The organism is Pantoea sp. X-Soil-ISGK-275 (assembly GCF_059730795.1).
In genome coordinates, this window is record NZ_AP035976.1 from 1,768,369 (window position 1) to 1,787,243 (window position 18,875).

The 18,875-nt window shown below is 55.7% G+C and carries 17 protein-coding genes; 7 read left to right on the forward strand and 10 right to left on the reverse strand.

Features of this window, described 5'->3' with window-relative positions; genetic code table 11:
• Positions 1-46: 46 nt before the first annotated feature.
• Positions 47-1,561, reverse strand: coding sequence for an anion permease (locus tag AC6I8A_RS08250; protein ID WP_176970251.1), 1,515 nt, complete (start codon positions 1,559-1,561; stop codon positions 47-49).
• A gap of 605 nt (positions 1,562-2,166) precedes the next feature.
• On the opposite strand from AC6I8A_RS08250, the gene AC6I8A_RS08255 reads away from it, so the two are divergent.
• On the forward strand, positions 2,167-4,947 hold the full coding sequence (locus AC6I8A_RS08255; protein WP_265297046.1) for a flavocytochrome c: 2,781 nt from the start codon (positions 2,167-2,169) through the stop codon (positions 4,945-4,947).
• A 51-nt stretch (positions 4,948-4,998) separates the two neighbouring features.
• Entirely contained in the window at positions 4,999-5,958 is a 960-nt protein-coding gene (locus tag AC6I8A_RS08260) for an FAD:protein FMN transferase (protein ID WP_265297045.1), read from the forward strand.
• Here AC6I8A_RS08260 and dcuR read toward each other — a convergent pair.
• The 4 genes from dcuR to AC6I8A_RS08280 form a co-directional block, all read right to left on the reverse strand.
• Positions 5,952-6,671 (reverse strand): two-component system response regulator DcuR, encoded by a 720-nt coding sequence (dcuR, locus tag AC6I8A_RS08265; RefSeq protein ID WP_008102769.1) that lies wholly within the window; start codon positions 6,669-6,671, stop codon positions 5,952-5,954. The genes AC6I8A_RS08260 and dcuR overlap by 7 nt on opposite strands.
• Entirely contained in the window at positions 6,668-8,293 is a 1,626-nt protein-coding gene (locus tag AC6I8A_RS08270; RefSeq protein ID WP_293798167.1) for a sensor histidine kinase, read from the reverse strand. The genes dcuR and AC6I8A_RS08270 overlap by 4 nt, the downstream gene beginning before the upstream one ends.
• A 108-nt stretch (positions 8,294-8,401) precedes the next feature.
• Positions 8,402-8,938: a peptide-methionine (S)-S-oxide reductase MsrA gene (msrA, locus tag AC6I8A_RS08275; protein ID WP_256696254.1), complete on the reverse strand. Its 537-nt coding sequence runs from the start codon at positions 8,936-8,938 to the stop codon at positions 8,402-8,404.
• Between the two features lie 63 nt (positions 8,939-9,001).
• Positions 9,002-9,556 carry a flavin reductase family protein gene (locus AC6I8A_RS08280; protein WP_497818296.1) on the reverse strand — a complete coding sequence of 185 codons (555 nt, stop codon included), beginning with the start codon at positions 9,554-9,556 and terminating at the stop codon, positions 9,002-9,004.
• A gap of 109 nt (positions 9,557-9,665) precedes the next feature.
• Between AC6I8A_RS08280 and AC6I8A_RS08285 the strand changes: the two genes are divergently transcribed.
• Positions 9,666-10,724, forward strand: a complete 1,059-nt coding sequence (locus tag AC6I8A_RS08285) for an NAD(P)H-dependent flavin oxidoreductase (protein WP_497818297.1) — start codon at positions 9,666-9,668, stop codon at positions 10,722-10,724.
• A gap of 13 nt (positions 10,725-10,737) precedes the next feature.
• Here the strand turns inward: AC6I8A_RS08285 and AC6I8A_RS08290 are convergent, their stop codons facing one another.
• Positions 10,738-11,664: a LysR family transcriptional regulator gene (locus AC6I8A_RS08290; RefSeq protein WP_497818298.1), complete on the reverse strand. Its 927-nt coding sequence runs from the start codon at positions 11,662-11,664 to the stop codon at positions 10,738-10,740.
• A gap of 95 nt (positions 11,665-11,759) precedes the next feature.
• Between AC6I8A_RS08290 and AC6I8A_RS08295 the strand changes: the two genes are divergently transcribed.
• Positions 11,760-12,263 (forward strand): GNAT family N-acetyltransferase, encoded by a 504-nt coding sequence (locus AC6I8A_RS08295; protein WP_256696258.1) that lies wholly within the window; start codon positions 11,760-11,762, stop codon positions 12,261-12,263.
• Positions 12,264-12,621: 358 nt separating this feature from the next.
• Here the strand turns inward: AC6I8A_RS08295 and AC6I8A_RS08300 are convergent, their stop codons facing one another.
• The 4 genes from AC6I8A_RS08300 to AC6I8A_RS08315 are packed head-to-tail and all read right to left on the reverse strand — an operon-like array spanning position 12,622 to position 17,391.
• The gene (locus tag AC6I8A_RS08300) at positions 12,622-13,443 is read right to left on the reverse strand and encodes an alpha/beta fold hydrolase (RefSeq protein WP_436332968.1); all 822 of its coding nucleotides are present in this window, start codon (positions 13,441-13,443) and stop codon (positions 12,622-12,624) included.
• A gap of 36 nt (positions 13,444-13,479) precedes the next feature.
• Positions 13,480-15,105: an MFS transporter gene (locus tag AC6I8A_RS08305; RefSeq protein ID WP_479489818.1), complete on the reverse strand. Its 1,626-nt coding sequence runs from the start codon at positions 15,103-15,105 to the stop codon at positions 13,480-13,482.
• Complete coding sequence (locus AC6I8A_RS08310) at positions 15,092-15,511, reverse strand: DoxX family protein (RefSeq protein ID WP_497818299.1); 420 nt, start codon at positions 15,509-15,511, stop codon at positions 15,092-15,094. The genes AC6I8A_RS08305 and AC6I8A_RS08310 overlap by 14 nt, the downstream gene beginning before the upstream one ends.
• A 2-nt stretch (positions 15,512-15,513) precedes the next feature.
• A complete protein-coding gene (locus AC6I8A_RS08315) occupies positions 15,514-17,391 on the reverse strand; it encodes an amidohydrolase (protein WP_497818300.1) in 1,878 nt (625 codons plus the stop codon).
• A gap of 196 nt (positions 17,392-17,587) precedes the next feature.
• On the opposite strand from AC6I8A_RS08315, the gene AC6I8A_RS08320 reads away from it, so the two are divergent.
• From AC6I8A_RS08320 to AC6I8A_RS08330, 3 genes are read left to right on the forward strand one after another with little or no spacing between them, the layout of a single operon-like run.
• Entirely contained in the window at positions 17,588-18,280 is a 693-nt protein-coding gene (locus tag AC6I8A_RS08320; RefSeq protein WP_256696263.1) for a hydrolase, read from the forward strand.
• A gap of 54 nt (positions 18,281-18,334) precedes the next feature.
• A complete protein-coding gene (locus AC6I8A_RS08325; protein ID WP_497818301.1) occupies positions 18,335-18,586 on the forward strand; it encodes a DUF1427 family protein in 252 nt (83 codons plus the stop codon).
• Positions 18,587-18,588: 2 nt separating this feature from the next.
• A complete protein-coding gene (locus AC6I8A_RS08330; RefSeq protein ID WP_008102799.1) occupies positions 18,589-18,840 on the forward strand; it encodes a XapX domain-containing protein in 252 nt (83 codons plus the stop codon).
• Positions 18,841-18,875: the final 35 nt, after the last annotated feature.

The window sequence follows — 18,875 nt, forward strand, 5'->3', positions numbered from 1 at the left end:
TTTCACGGTAATGCGCGGCTCCGTTTTTAACATCGAAGCAACATCATCAGAACATCATCACCATCCATGGATAGGCGACAACCATCAGAAGAACCAGGAACAGCGCGCCGAAGATGGTGCCCAGGCGCCAGTAATCTTTGGTTGGCAGATAGCCGCTACCGTAATAAATCGGGCTTGGGCCGGTGCCGTACGGGGTGATAATGCCCATCACACCCAGAGAAACACACATCATTAAGCAGAATACCGGCATGTTGATGCCCGGGATTGAGGCGGCGATAGTCAGCATGGCTGGCAGCAGCGCGGTGGTGTGCGCGGTGGTACTGGCGAACAGGTAATGCAGCAGGTAGAAGGCGATTAACAGCACCACGGCAGAAACCTGAGGATCGTAACCGTGCAGCAGCATCGCGCCTTCTTTACCCAGCCAGGCGATGAAGCCGACGCGCGCTAAACCATCTGCCAGCGCAACCAGCGTGGCGAACCAGGCAAAGGTGTTCCATGCGGCTTTATTGCTGGTGATGTCATTCCAGTTTAGTACACCGGTCCACAGCATAAGCACGATGACTAACAGCGCGGCCATTGCCGGTTCAATCCATGCGGTGGCGAAGATCCACATCATCAGTGCCGCAACCACAAAGCCCAGCAGCAGGATTTCATTACGTTTCAATTTACCGAGTTTTGCCAGCTCAGCAGTGGCCCAGCGCGGCACTTCGTCATTCACCTTCACTTCTGGCGGATAGAGCCAGTAAGCCAGCAGCGGCATGGTGAGAATCAGCAGCACGCCCAGCGGCAGGAAGGCAAGGAACCACATGCCCCATGAGATATCAAAGCCCACCACGCTTTTTACCAGCGCCAGCGCCAGCAGGTTTGGTGCCAGCGCAGAAAGGAACATCGAACTGGTGATACAGGCGGCGGTGATGGCGACCCACATCAGGTAAGAACCAATCTTACGCGCGCTTGGGTCATTGGGTTTTGAACCGTACAGCGGCGGCAGGTTAGCAATGATTGGATAGATGGTACCGCCACTGCGCGCAGTGTTGGATGGCGTAAACGGTGCCAGCAACAGGTCTGCGAAGGTAATGGCGTAACCCAGCGTCAGGCTGCGACGGCCAAGATACTTCACCAGAATCAGCGCCAGGCGACGACCAAACTGAGTTTTATCGTAGCCGGCGGCAAACATAAAGGCACCGAAGATCAGCCAGACCGTGGAGTTGCCGAAGCCGCTTACCGCCCATTTGAACGACTGCGCAGCGGTTTTGAACTTGGGATCCGCCAGTTCTGCCGGGCTAAACAGCACCCACTGGCTGAACAGCGCAATCACCACCACGCCGGTTAAACCGATAACGGCGCCCGGCAGCGGTTCGAAAATCAGTCCCACAATAACCCCGACAAAAATGGCGAAGAAGTGCCATGCGTAAGGTTCCAATCCCGCAGGAGTCGGCACCAGCAGCAACAGCACAGCCACAATAATTGGCAGGCACAACATTATCAGGCGGTTCTTTTTCTTCCCCGGTGCCGCGGGAGGCGCAGTGAGGGATTCACTCTGGGTTGTTTGTGTGTTCATAGTTTTGTCTGCAAGTTATGGAGAATGCGTATATACGCCCCGAACCAAGCTGGTTTTTTTAGTTGCAAAACTCTTTTAACAGATTAGTCGTGACATTTAAAACTGAGTTTTAATAAATCGCTATTAGCAAAATTCGATGCGCGAATTATCTATTGGATGTGCCTATGATGCGATTAATTAAAATATCTATTTTGATCCAGATCAATAAAATTTATTCGTGGTTTTTTTGGTTTAAGCATTCATGCCTTAATAAACGAACCATTAGGTGAAAATTAACTGTGTGAGGTGAATAAAACGGCACAAATCAAGCAAAAAACAGAGAAAGGAGACGATTTATCTTTATGATAAGGCTGGATTTGTTTTAAATGTAAGGAAAAAGTTGATTTTTGTCAAGTCTTGGTTAAAACTTAGCTCAGCGCAACTTTCAGCAATGGGTATCAAATATTATTTCCATGCGTAAAACTTATATAACTAACGAATAAGGTTATGTAAGTAAATAAAATGGTATATTTACGCCATGAAATCGGACCACTCAAATAATTATAAATTTCTCCGAACCGCCAAAGAATTGAATACAAAGTTTCTTAATTCTGGAGTTGCTCATCATGAATACGCTCACCCCGATTCTTAATCCGCTTACGCTACCGAAAGGTGCGGTCCTCAAAAACCGATTGGTTATGGCGCCGATGACCACCTGTACCGGTTATTACGATGGCGGTGTTACCAGTGACCTTGTCGAATATTATCGCGTGCGTGCCGGCAGCATCGGTACCGTCATTGTAGAGTGCTGCTTTATTGATAACCGTGGACCTGCATTCCCAGGTGCGCTCGGTATCGACAGCGACAATAAAATCCCCGGTCTGGCGAAAATTGCCCACGCCATCAAATCGCAAGGCTCCAAAGCGGTTCTGCAGATCTATCACGGCGGCCGCATGGTGGAACCGGCGCTGATCGGCGGTAAAACCCCGGTCGCACCAAGCGCCATCGCCGCACCGCGTGACGGTGCTACCAAACCTCAGGCGCTGACCGCAGAAGAAGTGGATGTGATGATCACCAAGTTTGGTGATGCGGTGAACCGTGCGATCAAAGCCGGCTTTGACGGCGTGGAGATCCACGGCGCCAACACTTATCTGATCCAGCAGTTTTACTCGCCAAACTCCAACCAGCGCGACGACAAATGGGGCGGCAGCCGCGACAATCGCGCGCGTTTCCCACTGGAAGTGCTGGAAATCACCCACAAGATGGCGGACCGCTTTGCTGCGGCAGACTTCATCATCGGTTATCGCTTCTCACCGGAAGAATTGGAAGTGCCGGGCATCCGCTGGGACGACACGCTTTACCTGCTGGAGAAACTGGCGGAACGCGGTCTCGATTACGTGCACTTCTCGGTGGGACAGCTGCTGCGTCCGTCGATTGTCGATACCCAAGACCCAACGCCGCTGATCACCAAATACCTGGCGCAACGCTCTCCTAATCTGGCGAAAGTGCCGGTGATTGGCGTCGGCGGCATCGTCAATAAAGAAGATGCCGAGAACGCGCTGGAGCACGGTTTCGACTTAGTAGCAGTCGGTAAAGCCTGCATCGCTTATCCGGACTGGACCGATCGCGTCATCAAAAATCAGCACATGGAGCTGTATATCGACAGCACCAAGCGCGAAGAGTTGACCATTCCCGAACCGCTGTGGCGCTTCTCGCTGGTGGACGCGATGATCCGTGACACCAGCGATACCGGCCGTAAATACAAAGCGGGCGTCTATCAGGCGAAAGTGGAAGCCGAAGCGCTGAAGCTGAAAATCAACGTCACGCTCGACACAGACCGTATCACCGATATCTCGTTGGTGCCGGATCCAAGCCTCGACGTCGACTTCACCAGCACCTTCGAAAGCCTGCGTGAACGCATTCTGGTGGCGAACAGCCCGCACGTGGATGCCATCACTGGCGCTACTACGCAGAGTGAAGCGCTGAAAAAAGCGGTATCGCGTGCCATGACCACCTCAAGCAAAGAGTATGTGATTGAAGAGGGCGGTAACCCGAACGCACCGGTCAATTATGATGTGGTGGTGGTGGGCACCGGCGGCGCCGGTCTGGCGGCGGCGATTCAGGCGCATGACGATGGCGCACGCGTGGTGATTATCGAGAAGATGCCAACCATCGGCGGTAACACCATCAAAGCCTCGGTCGGCATGAACGCGGCAGAAACCCGTTATCAGAAGCTGAAAGGCATCGAAGACAGCAAAGAGCTGTTCTACGAAGAGACGCTGAAAGGCGGCAAATTCAAAAACAATCCGGTGTTGCTACGCGAGTTTGTTGAGCAGGCGCCCGAAGCGATTGAGTGGCTGGCAGCGAAAGAGATCGAGCTGTGCGATATCACCATCACTGGCGGCATGAGCATCGACCGTACGCACCGTCCGGAAGATCGTTCTGCAGTCGGCGGCTTCCTGATCAGCGGCCTGGTGAAAAACGTTAACCAGCGCAATATCGAAGTGCTGCTGGAAACCTCGGTAGCGGAAATTCTGGTGGAAAACGGCGCGGTCACCGGCGTGAAAGTGGTGGATGAGTACAACGACAGCCGCATTATCAATGCTAAAAGCGTGATTGTGGCGACTGGCGGCTTCAGTGCCAACCGCGAAATGGTGGTGAAATACCGCCCTGAGCTGGACGGTTTTGTTACCACCAACCACAAAGGCGCCACCGGCAGCGGCATCGCCATGCTGCAACACATCGGTGCGGATACCGTGGATATGGGCGAAATCCAGATTCACCCAACGGTTGAGCAAACCACCTCGTACCTGATTTCCGAAGCGATGCGCGGCGGCGGGGCGATTCTGGTGAGCCAGGCGGGCAAGCGTTTCTACAACGAAATGGAAACCCGCGACAAAGTGTCTGCTGAGATCATCGCACTGCCAGAGAAGAGTGCGTGGATCGTGTTTGACGAGCAGGTACGCGCCAACAACAAAGCGGCTGACGAATACATCGCCAAAGGTTTTGTCATCAGCGCGCCAACGCCACACGAGCTGGCGGTGAAACTCAACATGGATCAGGAAGCGCTGCAAACCACGCTGGGTCGTTACAACGAGTTTGTGGCGAAGCAGGATGACGAAGACTTTGGTCGTAAAACCGCGCTGCGTCACCCGCTGAATAAAGGTCCGTACTTTGCGATTCGTATCGCACCGGGCGTGCACCACACCATGGGTGGCGTGACCATCAACACCGATACTGCGGTGCTGGATGCGCAGAAAGCGGTGATTCCTGGCGCATGGGCGGCGGGTGAAGTGGTCGGCGGCATCCACGGCGCCAACCGCATCGGCGGTAACGCGGTGGCCGACATCATCATCTTCGGTATCAAAGCCGGTCATAACGCGGCTAAACTGGCGTTAGGACACTAAGCTGTAAAGATGCCCGCCTTGTGCGGGCATCGTTTTATTTAGAGGCATGCAATGACCGCTGGCGTTTTTTCTTACTCTGCCGTTCTGATGGGTTCACCCATTCTGCTCAAATTGTTCGATGACAATCCCACGCTTGCCCGCCACGTCTTTCAACTGATCAAACAGCAGGAAAATCTGTTCACCGTAAATCGCGCTGAATCCGAAGTGATGTCGATCAACCACGCCGCTGGCCGTCATCCGGTAATCGTTAGCGAGCCCGTGTTTGCCTTGATCAGCGTGGCGCACGCGGTGAGTTTGCTGCCGGAGAGCGCATTCAATTTCACCATCGGCCCGGTGGTGAAGCGCTGGAAAATCGGCTTCCAGGGGCGCGCCGTGCCGCCTGCGCTGGAAATCGCCTCACTGCTGAAACTTACCGATCCGCATCAGGTGCTGCTCAATCCCGCCGATCGCTCAGTGTTTTTGCAACAGCCGGGCATGGAGATCGATCTCGGGGCCATCGCCAAAGGCTACATCGCCGATCGTGTGCAGGCGTTTTTGCGCCAGCAGGGCGTGCAGCAGGCGCTGATCAATCTGGGTGGCAATGTGCAGACGCTGGGATCGCCGCCGCACGAGCCGCAAGGTTGGGGCATTGGCCTGAAAAAGCCCTTTGGACGCGATGATGAGCTGTTAGGCGTGCTGCAGGTGCAGGGAAAATCGGTGGTAACGTCGGGGATTTATGAGCGCTATTTCGAACTGGATGGCCGCTGCTGGCACCATATTTTTGATCCGCAAACTGGCTATCCACTGGATAACGAACTGCTGAGCGTGACGGTGATTTCCGATCGCTCAATTGATGGTGATATCTACACCACGCTGCTCTACGGCATGGGCGTGGAGCAAGGGCTGGCTTATCTCGCTGACCAGCCCGACATCGACGCGGTTTTCGTTACGCGCGATCGGCAGATCATCTGCTCCTCGCCGCATCATTTCCACTTCCAGCAGCTCGATTTCGACTGGCAGCTGCGTTACTGACAGTATTGCTGCAGCAGCGAATGGTATTCCGGCTGCAGGCGATAGCGGTACACCGGACGACCGGTCGCGCCATAGTGAATGCTGGTAAACAGAATATTAATCTGCGCCAGCCAAATCAGGTATTTACGGCAGGATACGCGCGAGATATTCACTTCAGCCGCCAGCTCATCGGTGGAGAATTCGTGCCCTGGATGCGCATCAATCCACTGACACAGTGTTCGCAGTGTTTGCGGCGTTAAGCCTTTTGGCAGGCGCTTGTTGTCGTGCTGCGTCGCCGGGCTGCCGTGAATCAGCAGATCCACATCCGCTTGCTGATAGTAATGCTGATTGTCCATCAGCGACTTCTTCTGCCGCCAGCCGGTCAGCGCCTCTTCAAAACGCGGGAACTGGAATGGTTTGATCAGGTAATCCACCACGCCGTAGTGCAGCGAGGTTTTAATATTCTCCGCATCGGCGGCAGACGAAATGATGATCACTTCTACCGCGCTCTGCGCCGTGCGCAGCTCCGGCAACAGATCGAGGCCATTCTCCTGCTGCATATAGATATCCAGCAGCACCAGATCGACCGCGGTATCGCTGTTGAACAGGATCTCTTTCGCCTGTTTCAAGGTTGAGGCGGTTCCACAACAGTGAAAGCCCTGAATTTGGCCGATATACGCGCGATTAAGCTCGGCGACCATGGCGTCATCATCGACCACTAACACATTGATCATGCGGATTGGTTTCCTCCATCCCAGGGAAGTTGGACTAAAAATTGGGTAAACACGCCGGGTTCTGACTCGACACTCACGCTGCCACCGATATTTTCGGTTTGCTGCTGCAGCAGAAACAGCCCGACACCACGGTTTTCACCTTTAGTGGAGAAGCCTTTTTCGAAAATGGTACTGAGATGATCGGCTTCAATGCCCGGACCATCATCACTCACTTCGCAGGTCAGCCAACCGTTTTGGTAGTGCAGCATCACGTGAATCTCGCCTTCTACCTGCTCGCTCATCGCATCCAGCGCATTCTCAATCAGATTGCCGATCACCGTAATCAGCGCCGCCATCTGCTGCTCATTGCCGCTGTCGGGCAGGAAGCTGGCATCGCTGATGGTCAGGCGATGGCCGCCATCCGATGCGCGATTGATTTTGCTCAGCAAGAAACCGGCAATCACCGGCGACTTAATCTTATCGAGCAGGAAACCGATCTCCGTTTGGTAATTATTGGCGGTTTTGAGAATGTAGCTTTCCACCTGCGTGTAGTTTTTCATGTGCAGCAGGCCGAGAATCACATGCAGCTTGTTCATAAACTCGTGTGAGCGCTCACGCAGCGCATCGACGTAGTTTACCATGCCCGTCAGGCGCTGCATCAGTTGACTGATTTCCGTCTTGTCCCTGAAGGTACAAACCGCGCCGATAATCCGTCCCTGGCTGCGCACCGGCACGGTATTACTCAGCAACACGCGGCCATTCACATTTAACTCTTCATCACGCCGTGCGCGCCCGCTTTGCAGCACATCCTGCAGATGATCGTTGATCACCGAGGCATCGTAGATGCGGTCGCCACTGATGGTGCCCATCGAATCATTCAGCAATGAACGCGCCGCCTGATTGACCAGCGTCATCTGCGCCTGATCGTCCATCGCCACCACGCCTTCTTTCAGCGAGTTGAGAATTGCCTGGCGCTGTTCAAACAGGGTAGAAATTTCGTAGGGTTCAAGGCCGAACAGGATGCGCTTCAGCACGCGTACCAATACAAAGGTGCCGATGGCGCCTGCAAAGGTGCCAATCAGGATAGTCCACAAGATGCTCCAGCGGCTTTGGTTTATCTGATCGGTAACGGCACTGAGTGAAATGCCCACTACCACGACACCAATCTGCTTATGCTGCGCATTATAGACCGGCGTATAGACGCGCATTGCCCGGCCCAGCACGCCTTGATTGACGGAAACATTTTCATGACCGCGTATCGCGGGCTCAATATCTGTGCCAATAAAGTGCTGGCCGATGAGTTCAGGATTCAGATGCGAATAACGGATGGTATCCATGTTGGTCACCACCACAAACAGCAGGTTATTGCTCTCCTGCACGGCTTTAGCAATGGGTTGGATGCTGGTGGCATTTGGCGGCAATATCAGCGCGCGCTGAATTTCAGGAAATTTGGCCAACGTGCGCGCCACCGCCATCGCTTTGTCCTCCAGCTGCGCGCGGGTCGCGGCGCCAATCTGGAAGAAATAGAACATATGCACGCTGAGCAGCACCAGCACAATCACCGCGCTGAGCATCAGAGTGACCAGCGTATTGAGCTTCATCGGCTGCTTGCGCGCCGCGATTCCTTGCTGTGAAGAAGACATGATCGCTCTCGGAGGAGAAGAGGGCGTGTATTATGACGGATAAACCGCAGAAGGTCGCGTATCACGTAGGGTCGCCATTCATGGCGACCCTCTGAACTCACGCGGGAATTAACTCGATTTAACCCGGTTAGCAAAACTCTTACGCAGCTTCTGCAGTTTAGGTGGGATCACCGCCATGCAGTAACCGTTGCGCTGACCTGCGCCTTCCCAATAATCCTGATGATAACCCTCTGCCGCATACCACTCTTTCAGCGGCTCAATGGTGGTCACCACCGGATCGCTCAGACTTTCCTGCGCACGCGCAATCGCGGCAATCGCTTCGGCTTCCTGCTCAGCATTCGCCGGGAAAATCGCCGAACGATATTGCGTGCCCACATCGTTGCCCTGGCGGTTCAGCGTAGTGGGATCGTGGGTGGCGAAGCTGATATCCAGCAGATCGCCATATTTCACCTGCTCCGGATCGAAACCGATGCGAATCGCTTCGGCATGGCCGGTCGCGCCGCTGCACACCTGCTCGTAGGTGGGGTTCGGACGAGCGCCGCCGGTATAACCACTCTCGACTGACTCGACGCCAATCACATCTTTAAACACTGCTTCAGTACACCAGAAACAGCCACCAGCGATCACCGCATATTCGGTTGCCATTATATCTACTCCTGTCAGGGCGAAAGGTTAAAAATGGGGGCAAGCCCATATCAATTCAAGCAGTTAAATTAACATTTCTGGCTTAAAGTCGCTGCGCTTGTCGAGCCGCAAGTTGCTCATCACGCTAAAGCGTCCTTCGCCGGTGTAGTGCAGCGTCGGTGGGAACTCCGGCGTTTCTGCCACATGCGCTTTGACGATCTCAAAGATAAAGAAGTTGTAGTTATCCATCATCGAATCGTCATACAGCTGGCACTCGAAGCTGGCAAAGCACTCGTCAATCAACGGCGCATTGACCACGCTGGCCGGTTCGGGCGTCAGGTTAAAGGCATCAAACTTGTCGAGGCGATCGCCGTGGCTGTTACCGATTGCCACCACGCTATCCACCAGATTGGCCGACGGCACGTTAATTACGCACTGACCGCTTTGGCGAATCAGTTCATGGCTGTAATTGCCGCCGGCAATCATGCAGCCAACCAGCGACGGCGAGAACTCCAAAATGGTGTGCCAGCCGAGCGTCATGATGTCGCGGTGATCCTCAAACTGTGAACTCAGCAGCACCACCGGACCCGGCTCCAGATATTTGCGCGCTTTACTCACCGGAAAGTCGATTTTATGCATCGGGATTCTCCTGTTCTAGGTACAGAGACCTTAAGTGTAGATGCCAGACTTTACCGAGCCGAAAAATCGCGGCATGTTATCGGCTACCTCTTATCAACAGGCCAGTAATATGAACAACCTCCTGTGCAAGTCGCTGAACCTCACTTATCCGATCATTCAGGCGCCGATGGCCGGCGTCTCCACGCCGGAGCTGGCGGCGGCGGTGAGTAACAGCGGCGCGCTGGGATCGATCAGCGTGGGTGCCTCAACGCCGCAGCAGGCGGAGATGATGATCCGTAAAACACTCGCACTGACCTCCGCCCCCATCAACGTCAACGTTTTTTGTCACGCGCCGGTGCAGCGCGATCCGCAGCTAGAACAGGCGTGGATCGCTCGCTTTCAGCCGGTGTTTGCTCGCTATGAAGCGACACCGCCGGATGCGCTGTCGGAGATTTACCAAACGTTTGTCGATAATGACGCGATGCTGGAGGTGTTGCTGGAGCACGCGCCCGCTGCAGTGAGTTTCCACTTTGGTTTGCCGTCCGCCGCTTTCGTGCAGCGGTTGAAAAGTCGTGGCATCATCACGCTGGCGAGCGCCACCAGTATGCGCGAAGCCCAGGCGATTGAAGCCGCTGACATCGATTTTATTGTGGCGCAGGGCATTGAGGCGGGCGGGCATCGCGGGATATTCCAGCCTGCAGGCGACGATCAGCAGCTCAGCACCTTTACGCTGCTGCAGGCGATTCGCCAGATTTCGCGACTACCGGTGATTGCTGCCGGTGGCGTGATGGATGGCGCGGGCATTGCCGCCATGCTCAAGCTGGGCGCAGCGGGTGTGCAGCTGGGCACCGCGTTTATCTTGTGCCCGGAATCCGCTGCCAATGCGGCGTATCGTCAGGCGCTGAAAAGCGAGCAGGCCAACAGCACCGAGATGATCGCCGCCATCTCTGGCCGCTCGGCAAGATGTCTCACCAACGATTTTTGCCATCTGACGCGCGAATTTGCGCAGGAATCCATTCCCCCTTATCCACTCACCTATGCGTTGGGCAAAGCCCTCGCCGCCGCAGCGGCTGCCAAAGGTGCACAGGGTTTTGGCGCGCAGTGGGCCGGACAGGGCGCGGCGCTGGCGCGGGAAATGCCTGCTAGCGAGTTAGTTAATATGCTGGTGGCGGAGTGGCAGGCGGCGTAAATTTCGCCGCCCATTAATCATCAAAGCGGTAGGCTTTCTCCATAATGCTGTTGGCCATCACGGTTTTAATCCATTCAGTGGGTTCCCGTTTACCGCTGCGTTTGTGTGAATAGATTTTCACGGTGAACCTTGGCGCGGGAAACGGCAGCCTGAATGAGGTGACATCGGCAGCGTGTTTGATTTTACTGGCGACGAAGGAGGGGATCGCCATCAGCAATTCACTTTCCGCGATAATAAAGGGCGCGCTCAGCATGGATGGCGTTCTAATGGCAATGCGGCGCTTAAGACCCAGGCGCGCAAGATGGGAATCCAGCAATCCCTGCTTTTCATTCCACGGCGTCACGACCAGATGTCCGGCGGCAAGATAGTCATCAAGATTCAGGCTGCTGCGTCGCGTATTGGCAATCACAATAAACTCATCACTGAATAAATCAGTCTCTTCCAGATCGGGATGATGCATGCCGTCCGGCTCGCTAAAACTCAGCGCCATATCGATTTCACCAGCGAGTAATTCAATCAGCGCCGGATTGTGTGGCAAATGGCAGAGTTCAAAACTCAGGTTGGGTGCCGTATTGGTCAGCGCATTCATCAGGCCCGGAAACACGCAAAAAGCGGTGTAATCCGTTACCGCAATTCGAAAACAGTCATCGCTGGTCAGGGGATCAAATGGCTGCACTGGGCTGAGATGCCGATTTAACCCGCTTAGCGTTTCGGCAATATAGGGCGCCAGTTGGCAGGCGTAGACGCTGGGACACATTTTGTGGCCTTCGCGGTAGAACAGCGGATCTTTAAAAAAATCACGTAGTCGTGACAGCGCGTGGCTAAGTGCCGAGGTACTCAAACTGAGTTCAATCGCCGCCAGCCTGACCGAACGGTGCCTGAAAACTGCGTCGAAAACGGGGAGAAGATTCAAGTCCAGTCGACGCAGCACATGATGCATGAAATTCACCTATCATTGATTTTATTGCACTTATTTCATCGAACAATACCCATTATGCTGAGCAGCATCAATCTGATTAAGAAAGAAAATAATGCATGAAGATGACTATTCGACCAGCCAATCCTGAAGACGCGGACGCTATCTACAGCATGATTGCTGAGTTGTCGGTGTATGAGCATGGATTGCAGCAGTCAGTGACGACTGCAGAAGAGATCAGAGCGATGCTTTTCAATCCCGACAGTAATAGCGAAGCGCTGATGTGCGAGATTGATGGCTCAACCGCCGGTTATGCGGTGATTACGCGTAGCTACTCGGCGTGGCTGGGACGTCGCGGGATGTATATGGAGGATTTGTACTTCTCGCCCAATTTTCGTGGCCTGGGCGCTGGCAAAGCGCTGCTGCAGTATGTCGCGCAGCACGCGGTCAATCACCAGTGTAATCGTATTGAGTGGAGTGCATTAGATTGGGATCAGTCCGCCAGAGAGTTCTATCTCAGTATTGATGCGCTGCCGTTAAATGAGTGGGTGCGTTATCGACTCGACGGGGCGGCATTAGAGAAATTTGCTGCCGCCGCGCCGCAATCGGTGTTAGGGCTGTAATTAATTTCGTAGGGTGCGCATTCATGCGCACCTGGTCACTGTAAGTTTTAAATCCGGTGCGGGCGTTGACACATCTGCTGCGTCACGGGCCGTCCTCGCGCCGCTAACGCGGTGCCTTCGGCTTCCACGTCGTGCCAACGGACCGTTCGCGGATCGGCCGTCCAGGCCGGCCCCGAACTGCTTCACGCATCCATGCGCGAGGCTCCTGGCCCAACGTAAAAGCCTCAGCGCTGCGAATGGCCCTTTTGCCGCAGCAGACGTGTCAGCGCCTCTGTAAAATGTGCCCTTTTCAATAACACGCACTCGCCGTTGGCTTCAATGACAAGCATTGGTCACCATAAATGGCGACCCTACGGAGTTATAGCGATTGCAGGAAGGTCAGCAAATCCGCGTTGAGCTGATCGGTATGCGTCACCGCAAAGCCGTGCGGTGCGTTGTCATACACTTTCAGCTGCGCACCGGCGATCATTTCGGCGGCAACTTTCCCGGTGGTTTCGAACGGAACGACCTGGTCATTGCTGCCGTGAATCACCAGCGTCGGTACGTCGATTTTCGCCATATCAGGACGGAAATCGGTCTCCGAGAAGGCGGTAACACAATCAATCGTGCCTTTCAGCGAGGCCAGCAGGGCAATATTCAACGTCTGCGTCAGCACGCCTTGTGAAACTGTTTGACCGGCATTAATGCCGTAGAACGGGGTCGCAAAATCACTGATGAACTGCGCGCGATCGTGACGTAAGCCCTGACGAATGCCTTCAAACACCGACAAATCGACGCCCGCCGGATAATCATCGGCCTTGCCGAAGATCGGTGTCACCGCGCCCAGCAGCACTAAGCTATCCACGCGGGCTGTGCCGTAATTGTTGATGTAGCGCGTCACATCGCCGCCACCCATCGAGAAACCCACCAGCGTGACGTTTTGCAGATCAAGATGGGTGATCAGGTCGTTGATGTCCGACGCGAAGGTGTCGTAGTTGTAGCCTTCCCACGGTTGGTCGGAACGACCAAAGCCACGGCGATCAAACGCGATAACGCGATAACCTTTCTCCGCCAGGAAATTCAGCTGGCTGTCCCACATATCGCCGTCGAGCGGCCAGCCGTGACTAAACAGCACCGGCTTGCCGGTACCCCAATCTTTGAAATAGATCTGCGTCCCATCCTGAGTGTTGAATGTGCTCATGTTCCAGCCTTATTGATGTCGATAGATGACAGCGCCTTATTCAGGCGCCACGAGGTAACGAACTTCCGGAAGTGCTGTGCCTTGATGGAATCTCAGCACGCGATTCTGAATCTTTTGATCGTTCATGGTGTAACGCTCGCGCTGACGCAAATGCTCCATCCATGAGCCGACGACAAAGGTTTCGACAAACATGTCGGGCTGCAGCATGTCTTCATACAGCGACCAGTTCAGCGCGCCGCCACGCCGTCTAACGCGACGCATATCCTGCATGCACACCGCAAAGGCATGTGCCTCACTGCGGTTGACCTGATAATGATAGCTGACCATCACCGGCCCGCGATCGTGACGAATCTCCAGCTCGGGCAAGGGATCGCTCACCGTACTGAGGTCGAGGTTCAGATCTGGATCCTGATCCAATCGCCAGCGCAGCACCGTCAGACTCGCCAGCAGCATGCCGACGGTGGCGACAGTCAGAGATAATGGGATGCTGAATTTTGATGCCAGCTGTCCCCAGATGGCGCTGCCTAACGTCATCGAGCCAAAAAACACCGTCAAATAGACCGCCAGCGCACGGGCTTTCACCCATTTGGCGGCGCTACGTTGCGCGCCAAGATTGAGGGTGGAAAGCACGGCGATCCATGCAAAGCCGGTAAAGAACTCGAAAGCATTCAGTAGCCAGACGTGACGAATAAACGCCAGCGCCAGCATAGTGATGGCAAATATCAGGCTCGCCAGCACCATCAGCTGATCGGGATTGAAGCGTTTGCGCATACGCGGCAACAGCAGCGCCCCGCAAATCGCACCTACGCCGATGCAACCCAGCATAATGCCGTAGCCGCCGGGTCCAAGACCCAGCTCGCGCCGTGCCACCAGCGGCAGCAATGCCCAGCCGGCGCTGCCAAACACAAAGAAGGCGACAGTGCGCACCAGCACATTACGCAGCACCGGCGCGGCGTGCACATAGCGCACGCCCGCGCGTACCGCCGGGAAGAAGTGTTCCGGCGGTAAACGCTGCACGCTGGGCTGCGCTTTCCAGAGATACAACACCAGAAACACGCCAAGTACCGAAAGCGTATTCAGCAGAAACACCATCCACGGACCGGCAAACGACAGAATCAGGCCGCCGAGCGCCGGGCCAATCGCGCGACTGATGTTGATGCCGAGTGAGTTGAGCGCGATCGCCGGGCCGAGCTCTTCCTTACTGACCAAATCGGGCACGATGGCCTGGAAGGGCGGAGAGCTCATGGCGGCGCCGGTACTCAGCAGGAAGGCGGCGATCAGCAGCACCATCGGCGTCACCAGCCCCGCCCACGACAGCAGTGTCAGGCTCGCAGCGGCAATAAATACCCAGATCTGCGAGAACAGCAGGTATTTACGCCGGTCGACGATATCCGCCATCACGCCGGACGGCAGCGCAAACAGGAACATCGGTAAGCTGCTGGCGGCCTGCACCAGCGCCACCGAGAGCGGATCGGCGCTCAGTGTCAGCATGGTCCAGTTAACGCCCACGTCGTTCATCCATGAACCGACATTGGATACCACGGTGGCGATCCACAGCATGCGGAACACGCGCTGGCGCAGCGGCTGCCACGGTGAAACCGTCTGCGGAACGGGCGGGAGATCCGCCTTCGGAATGTCATGAATGTCATTAACCTGCGCCACGTGCCACCTCCGCAACGCCGCCAAACACGCGCCAGCGACCGGGTCCGGTCAGCGCCAGCGTGGTGAAGATGATTAGCAGCAGCCAGCCAAACTGACCTTCCGCTATGCTCCAGTCGGGATGGACAAACAGCATCGCCACCAGCAGCACGCCGATAATCGGCAGACAGGCGAGACGGGTAAAGACGCCGAGCAGGATAAACAGCGGGCAGACCACTTCAGCCACGATCGCCGCCAGCAGGCTGAAGTAAGCACCAAGACCAAACGGATCCTCGATACGTGTCAGTTCTTCACTGAAGTGGAACACCTTCGGCAAGCCGTGCACATGCAGCAACAGCAGGCAGCCGGTGAGACGCAGGAAGAACAGCCCCGCATCAATGCAAGGCGGCTGTGAGAGTGAATGTTTCATGGTTAGAAAGCGAAGCAGCTACAGCCGAGCGCGCCCCAGAAGGCGTTCTCTTCTGAAACCGGCAGGTTGGCGCCGCGCGCAATCTCATGGGCATGCGTATGCACGCCGCACGGGCCGCTGCAGTGATGCGCTTGCGGCATCATGCCAACGCGCGTGGTGGCGGTCGGCGGCGCACTGCGATAGTGGCCGGGAACCTTGACCACCGGCGACCATTCCGGCAGTACCGGAATCAGCGGCGGCGCTTCCGAACTAAAGGATCCTGCGGCATAGACGATGTTTCCGTCGACCAGGGTCAGCACCGACTCAATGCCTTTGATCTCTTCCTCCGGCACGCTGAAGTAATCTTTGCTCAGCACCACCAGGTCGGCCAGCTGACCGACTTTAATCTGGCCTTTTTTACCTTGCTCGCTGGAGAACCAGGCGCTGCCCTGCGTCCACAGCATCAGCGCCGTATCGCGATCGAGGCGCGCGTTAACGTCGTACATCTGCATGCCGCCCACGGTGCGTCCCGATACCAGCCAGTAGACTGCAGTCCACGGATTGTAACTCGCCACGCGGGTGGCATCGGTTCCCAATCCCACCGGCACGCCGGTTTCCAGCATGCGCGCCACCGGCGGCGTATGACGGGTCGCCTCAATGCCATATCGCTCAGCAAAGTATTCGCCCTGGAAGGCCATGCGATGCTGAACGGCAATGCCGCCGCCCAGCTCTTTGATACGATCAAGGTTACGCTGCGTCACGGTTTCGGCGTGATCGAAGAACCAGTGCAGCCCGTTGAACGGAATGTCGCGGTTCACTTTTTCAAACACATCCAGCATGCGGCTGATCGATTCGTCATAGGTGGCGTGCAGGCGGAACGGCCAGCGGTGTTCCACCAGATGGCGCACCACGCGCTCCAGCTCATCTTCCATGCCGGGCGCCAGATCCGGACGCGGTTCGAGGAAATCTTCAAAATCGGCGGCGGAGAACACCAGCATTTCACCGGCACCATTATGGCTAAAATAGTCGCTGCCCTGGCCCGGCGTCAGCATATCGGTCCACTTTTCGAAATCTTCCAGCTCGTGGCCCGGACGTTGAGTAAACAGGTTGTAGGCGATACGCAGCGTCATCTGCTTCTTCTCGTGCAGCTCCGCAATGACTTCGTAATCTTCGGGATAGTTCTGGAAACCGCCGCCCGCATCAATGGCGCTGGTCAGGCCAAGGCGGTTCAGTTCGCGCATAAACTGGCGGGTGGAATTGACCTGCTGCTCCAGCGGCAGTTTTGGCCCTTTCGCCAGCGTGGCGTAAAGGATCATGGCGTTCGGGCGCGCAATCAGCATGCCAGTTGGGTTGCCATTGCTGTCACGTTGGATCTCGCCGCCCGGCGGATTGGGCGTGTCTTTGGTGTAGCCCACCACCTTCAACGCGGCGCGATTGAGCAGGGCGCGGTCATACAGATGCAGGATGAAAACCGGCGTATCGGGTGCGGCTTCATTGATCTCATCCAGCGTCGGCATGCGACGCTCAGCAAATTGAAACTCGGTCCAGCCGCCCACCACGCGCACCCACTGTGGCGATGGCGTGCGCAGCGCCTGTTCACGCAGCATGCGCAGTGCATCGGCGATGGAGGGCACGCCTTCCCAGCGCAATTCGAGATTGTAATTGAGGCCGCCGCGTATCAAGTGCAGGTGGGAATCATTCAGGCCGGGAATGGCAGTATGACCCTTGAGGTCAATGACTTTGGTGCCTTCGCAGTGATGCTGCATCACGTCGGCCAGACTGCCCACTTCGAGGAATTTGCCATCGCGCATCGCCACGGCCTCGGCAATCGGGTTGCCGCGATCGACGGTATGAAACCGCCCATTGGTCAAAATGATGTCTGCTTTGCCTAACGTAACCATAAAATCTCCTGAATAAGAGGTCCTGCCCATTTCGCAGGTGAAATGCGTGGAGGGATTATGTTCAGGCGGTCTGGAAAGCGTCTAGTTATACAAAAGGATAGGTATACCTTTGTATAGGTATACCAATAGATAATAGTTCGGTTGCTCAAAGGTTCCTACACTGCGTCCAGACATTCACCTCAATGGGCATACAAAAATGACAACCAGTAAATTAGAAGTACTGACGCCGCACAACTGCCAGATCATCTTCATCGACCAGCAGCCGCAGATGGCGTTTGGCGTGCAGTCCATCGACCGTCAGGTATTGAAAAATAACGTGGTGGCGCTGGCAAAAGCGGCGAAGGTCTTCAACATTCCTACTGTGCTGACCACGGTTGAGACCGAGAGCTTCTCAGGTAACACCTTCCCGGAGCTGCTGGATGTGTTCCCAGGCCAGGACATTCTCGAGCGTACCTCAATGAACTCGTGGGATGACCAGAAAGTGCGTGATGCGCTGGCGGCCAACGGTAAGAAGAAAATTGTGGTTTCCGGTCTGTGGACCGAAGTGTGTAACAACACCTTCGCGCTGTGCGCCATGCTGGAAGGCGACTATGAAATCTACATGGTGGCTGACGCATCCGGCGGCACTACCAAAGAAGCCCACGACTACGCCATGCAGCGCATGATTCAGGCGGGCGTGATCCCGGTCACCTGGCAGCAGGTGATGCTGGAGTGGCAGCGCGACTGGGCGCACAAAGAGACCTATAACGCGGTGATGGATATCGCCAAAGAACACTCCGGCGCTTACGGCATCGGCGTGGACTACGCGTACACCATGGTGCACAAAGCGCCGTCACGTCAGAAGAGCGAGCATCGCACGCTGGCGCCGGTTCCTGCCCCCGTTCGCTAAATCGTCACGCAGGCGAGCGCTATCGGGCTCGCCTTTCTTTTGCAAGGAGGACCGGTGAGTCCTTTACTGATCTCTCTGGCTGCGGGCGTGTTTATCGGCCTGATTTACGCCTTACTCAACGTGCGATCGCCGGCACCGCCCGCCGTGGCGCTGGTGGGATTGCTGGGTATGATCGTCGGCAGCTCGCTGGGCGGAAAATTGACGCATCCCATGGTCGCCGCTGCGCCAATTGATAAAACGCAGCACGCGATTGCCGCTGAGAAGCCGCTACACTCCGCCACGCTCACGCCAAAACTGGCGGGATGAACATGCTGAAAACCTATGCGATTTCGCTCTCCGTCGGCATTTTAGTCGGCATCATTTACGCCGTTATCGACGTCAATTCCCCGGCGCCGCCAGTGATTGCGCTACTTGGCCTGTTTGGTATGCTGGTCGGCGAACAGATTATCCCGCTGTGCAAGCGCCTGATTAACCGTCAACCGGTAACGCTGGCCTGGTTTCGTCATGAGTGCGTGCCTAAAATCAGCGGCACGCCGCCGCCCAGTGACAAAACCTCCTGAGGACGCGTCGCAGGCAGTGAATAATAATTAAGGAA

What these genes read in the sequence shown, in the direction of transcription:
- AC6I8A_RS08250 (WP_176970251.1), bottom strand. Translation starts at nt 1,561, where the DNA reads ATGAACACACAAACAACCCAGAGTGAATCCCTCACTGCGCCTCCCGCG.
- AC6I8A_RS08255 (WP_265297046.1), top strand. Translation starts at nt 2,167, where the DNA reads ATGAATACGCTCACCCCGATTCTTAATCCGCTTACGCTACCGAAAGGT.
- AC6I8A_RS08260 (WP_265297045.1), top strand. Translation starts at nt 4,999, where the DNA reads ATGACCGCTGGCGTTTTTTCTTACTCTGCCGTTCTGATGGGTTCACCC.
- dcuR (WP_008102769.1), bottom strand. Translation starts at nt 6,671, where the DNA reads ATGATCAATGTGTTAGTGGTCGATGATGACGCCATGGTCGCCGAGCTT.
- AC6I8A_RS08270 (WP_293798167.1), bottom strand. Translation starts at nt 8,293, where the DNA reads ATGTCTTCTTCACAGCAAGGAATCGCGGCGCGCAAGCAGCCGATGAAG.
- msrA (WP_256696254.1), bottom strand. Translation starts at nt 8,938, where the DNA reads ATGGCAACCGAATATGCGGTGATCGCTGGTGGCTGTTTCTGGTGTACT.
- AC6I8A_RS08280 (WP_497818296.1), bottom strand. Translation starts at nt 9,556, where the DNA reads ATGCATAAAATCGACTTTCCGGTGAGTAAAGCGCGCAAATATCTGGAG.
- AC6I8A_RS08285 (WP_497818297.1), top strand. Translation starts at nt 9,666, where the DNA reads ATGAACAACCTCCTGTGCAAGTCGCTGAACCTCACTTATCCGATCATT.
- AC6I8A_RS08290 (WP_497818298.1), bottom strand. Translation starts at nt 11,664, where the DNA reads ATGCATCATGTGCTGCGTCGACTGGACTTGAATCTTCTCCCCGTTTTC.
- AC6I8A_RS08295 (WP_256696258.1), top strand. Translation starts at nt 11,760, where the DNA reads ATGAAGATGACTATTCGACCAGCCAATCCTGAAGACGCGGACGCTATC.
- AC6I8A_RS08300 (WP_436332968.1), bottom strand. Translation starts at nt 13,443, where the DNA reads ATGAGCACATTCAACACTCAGGATGGGACGCAGATCTATTTCAAAGAT.
- AC6I8A_RS08310 (WP_497818299.1), bottom strand. Translation starts at nt 15,511, where the DNA reads ATGAAACATTCACTCTCACAGCCGCCTTGCATTGATGCGGGGCTGTTC.
- AC6I8A_RS08315 (WP_497818300.1), bottom strand. Translation starts at nt 17,391, where the DNA reads ATGGTTACGTTAGGCAAAGCAGACATCATTTTGACCAATGGGCGGTTT.
- AC6I8A_RS08320 (WP_256696263.1), top strand. Translation starts at nt 17,588, where the DNA reads ATGACAACCAGTAAATTAGAAGTACTGACGCCGCACAACTGCCAGATC.
- AC6I8A_RS08330 (WP_008102799.1), top strand. Translation starts at nt 18,589, where the DNA reads ATGCTGAAAACCTATGCGATTTCGCTCTCCGTCGGCATTTTAGTCGGC.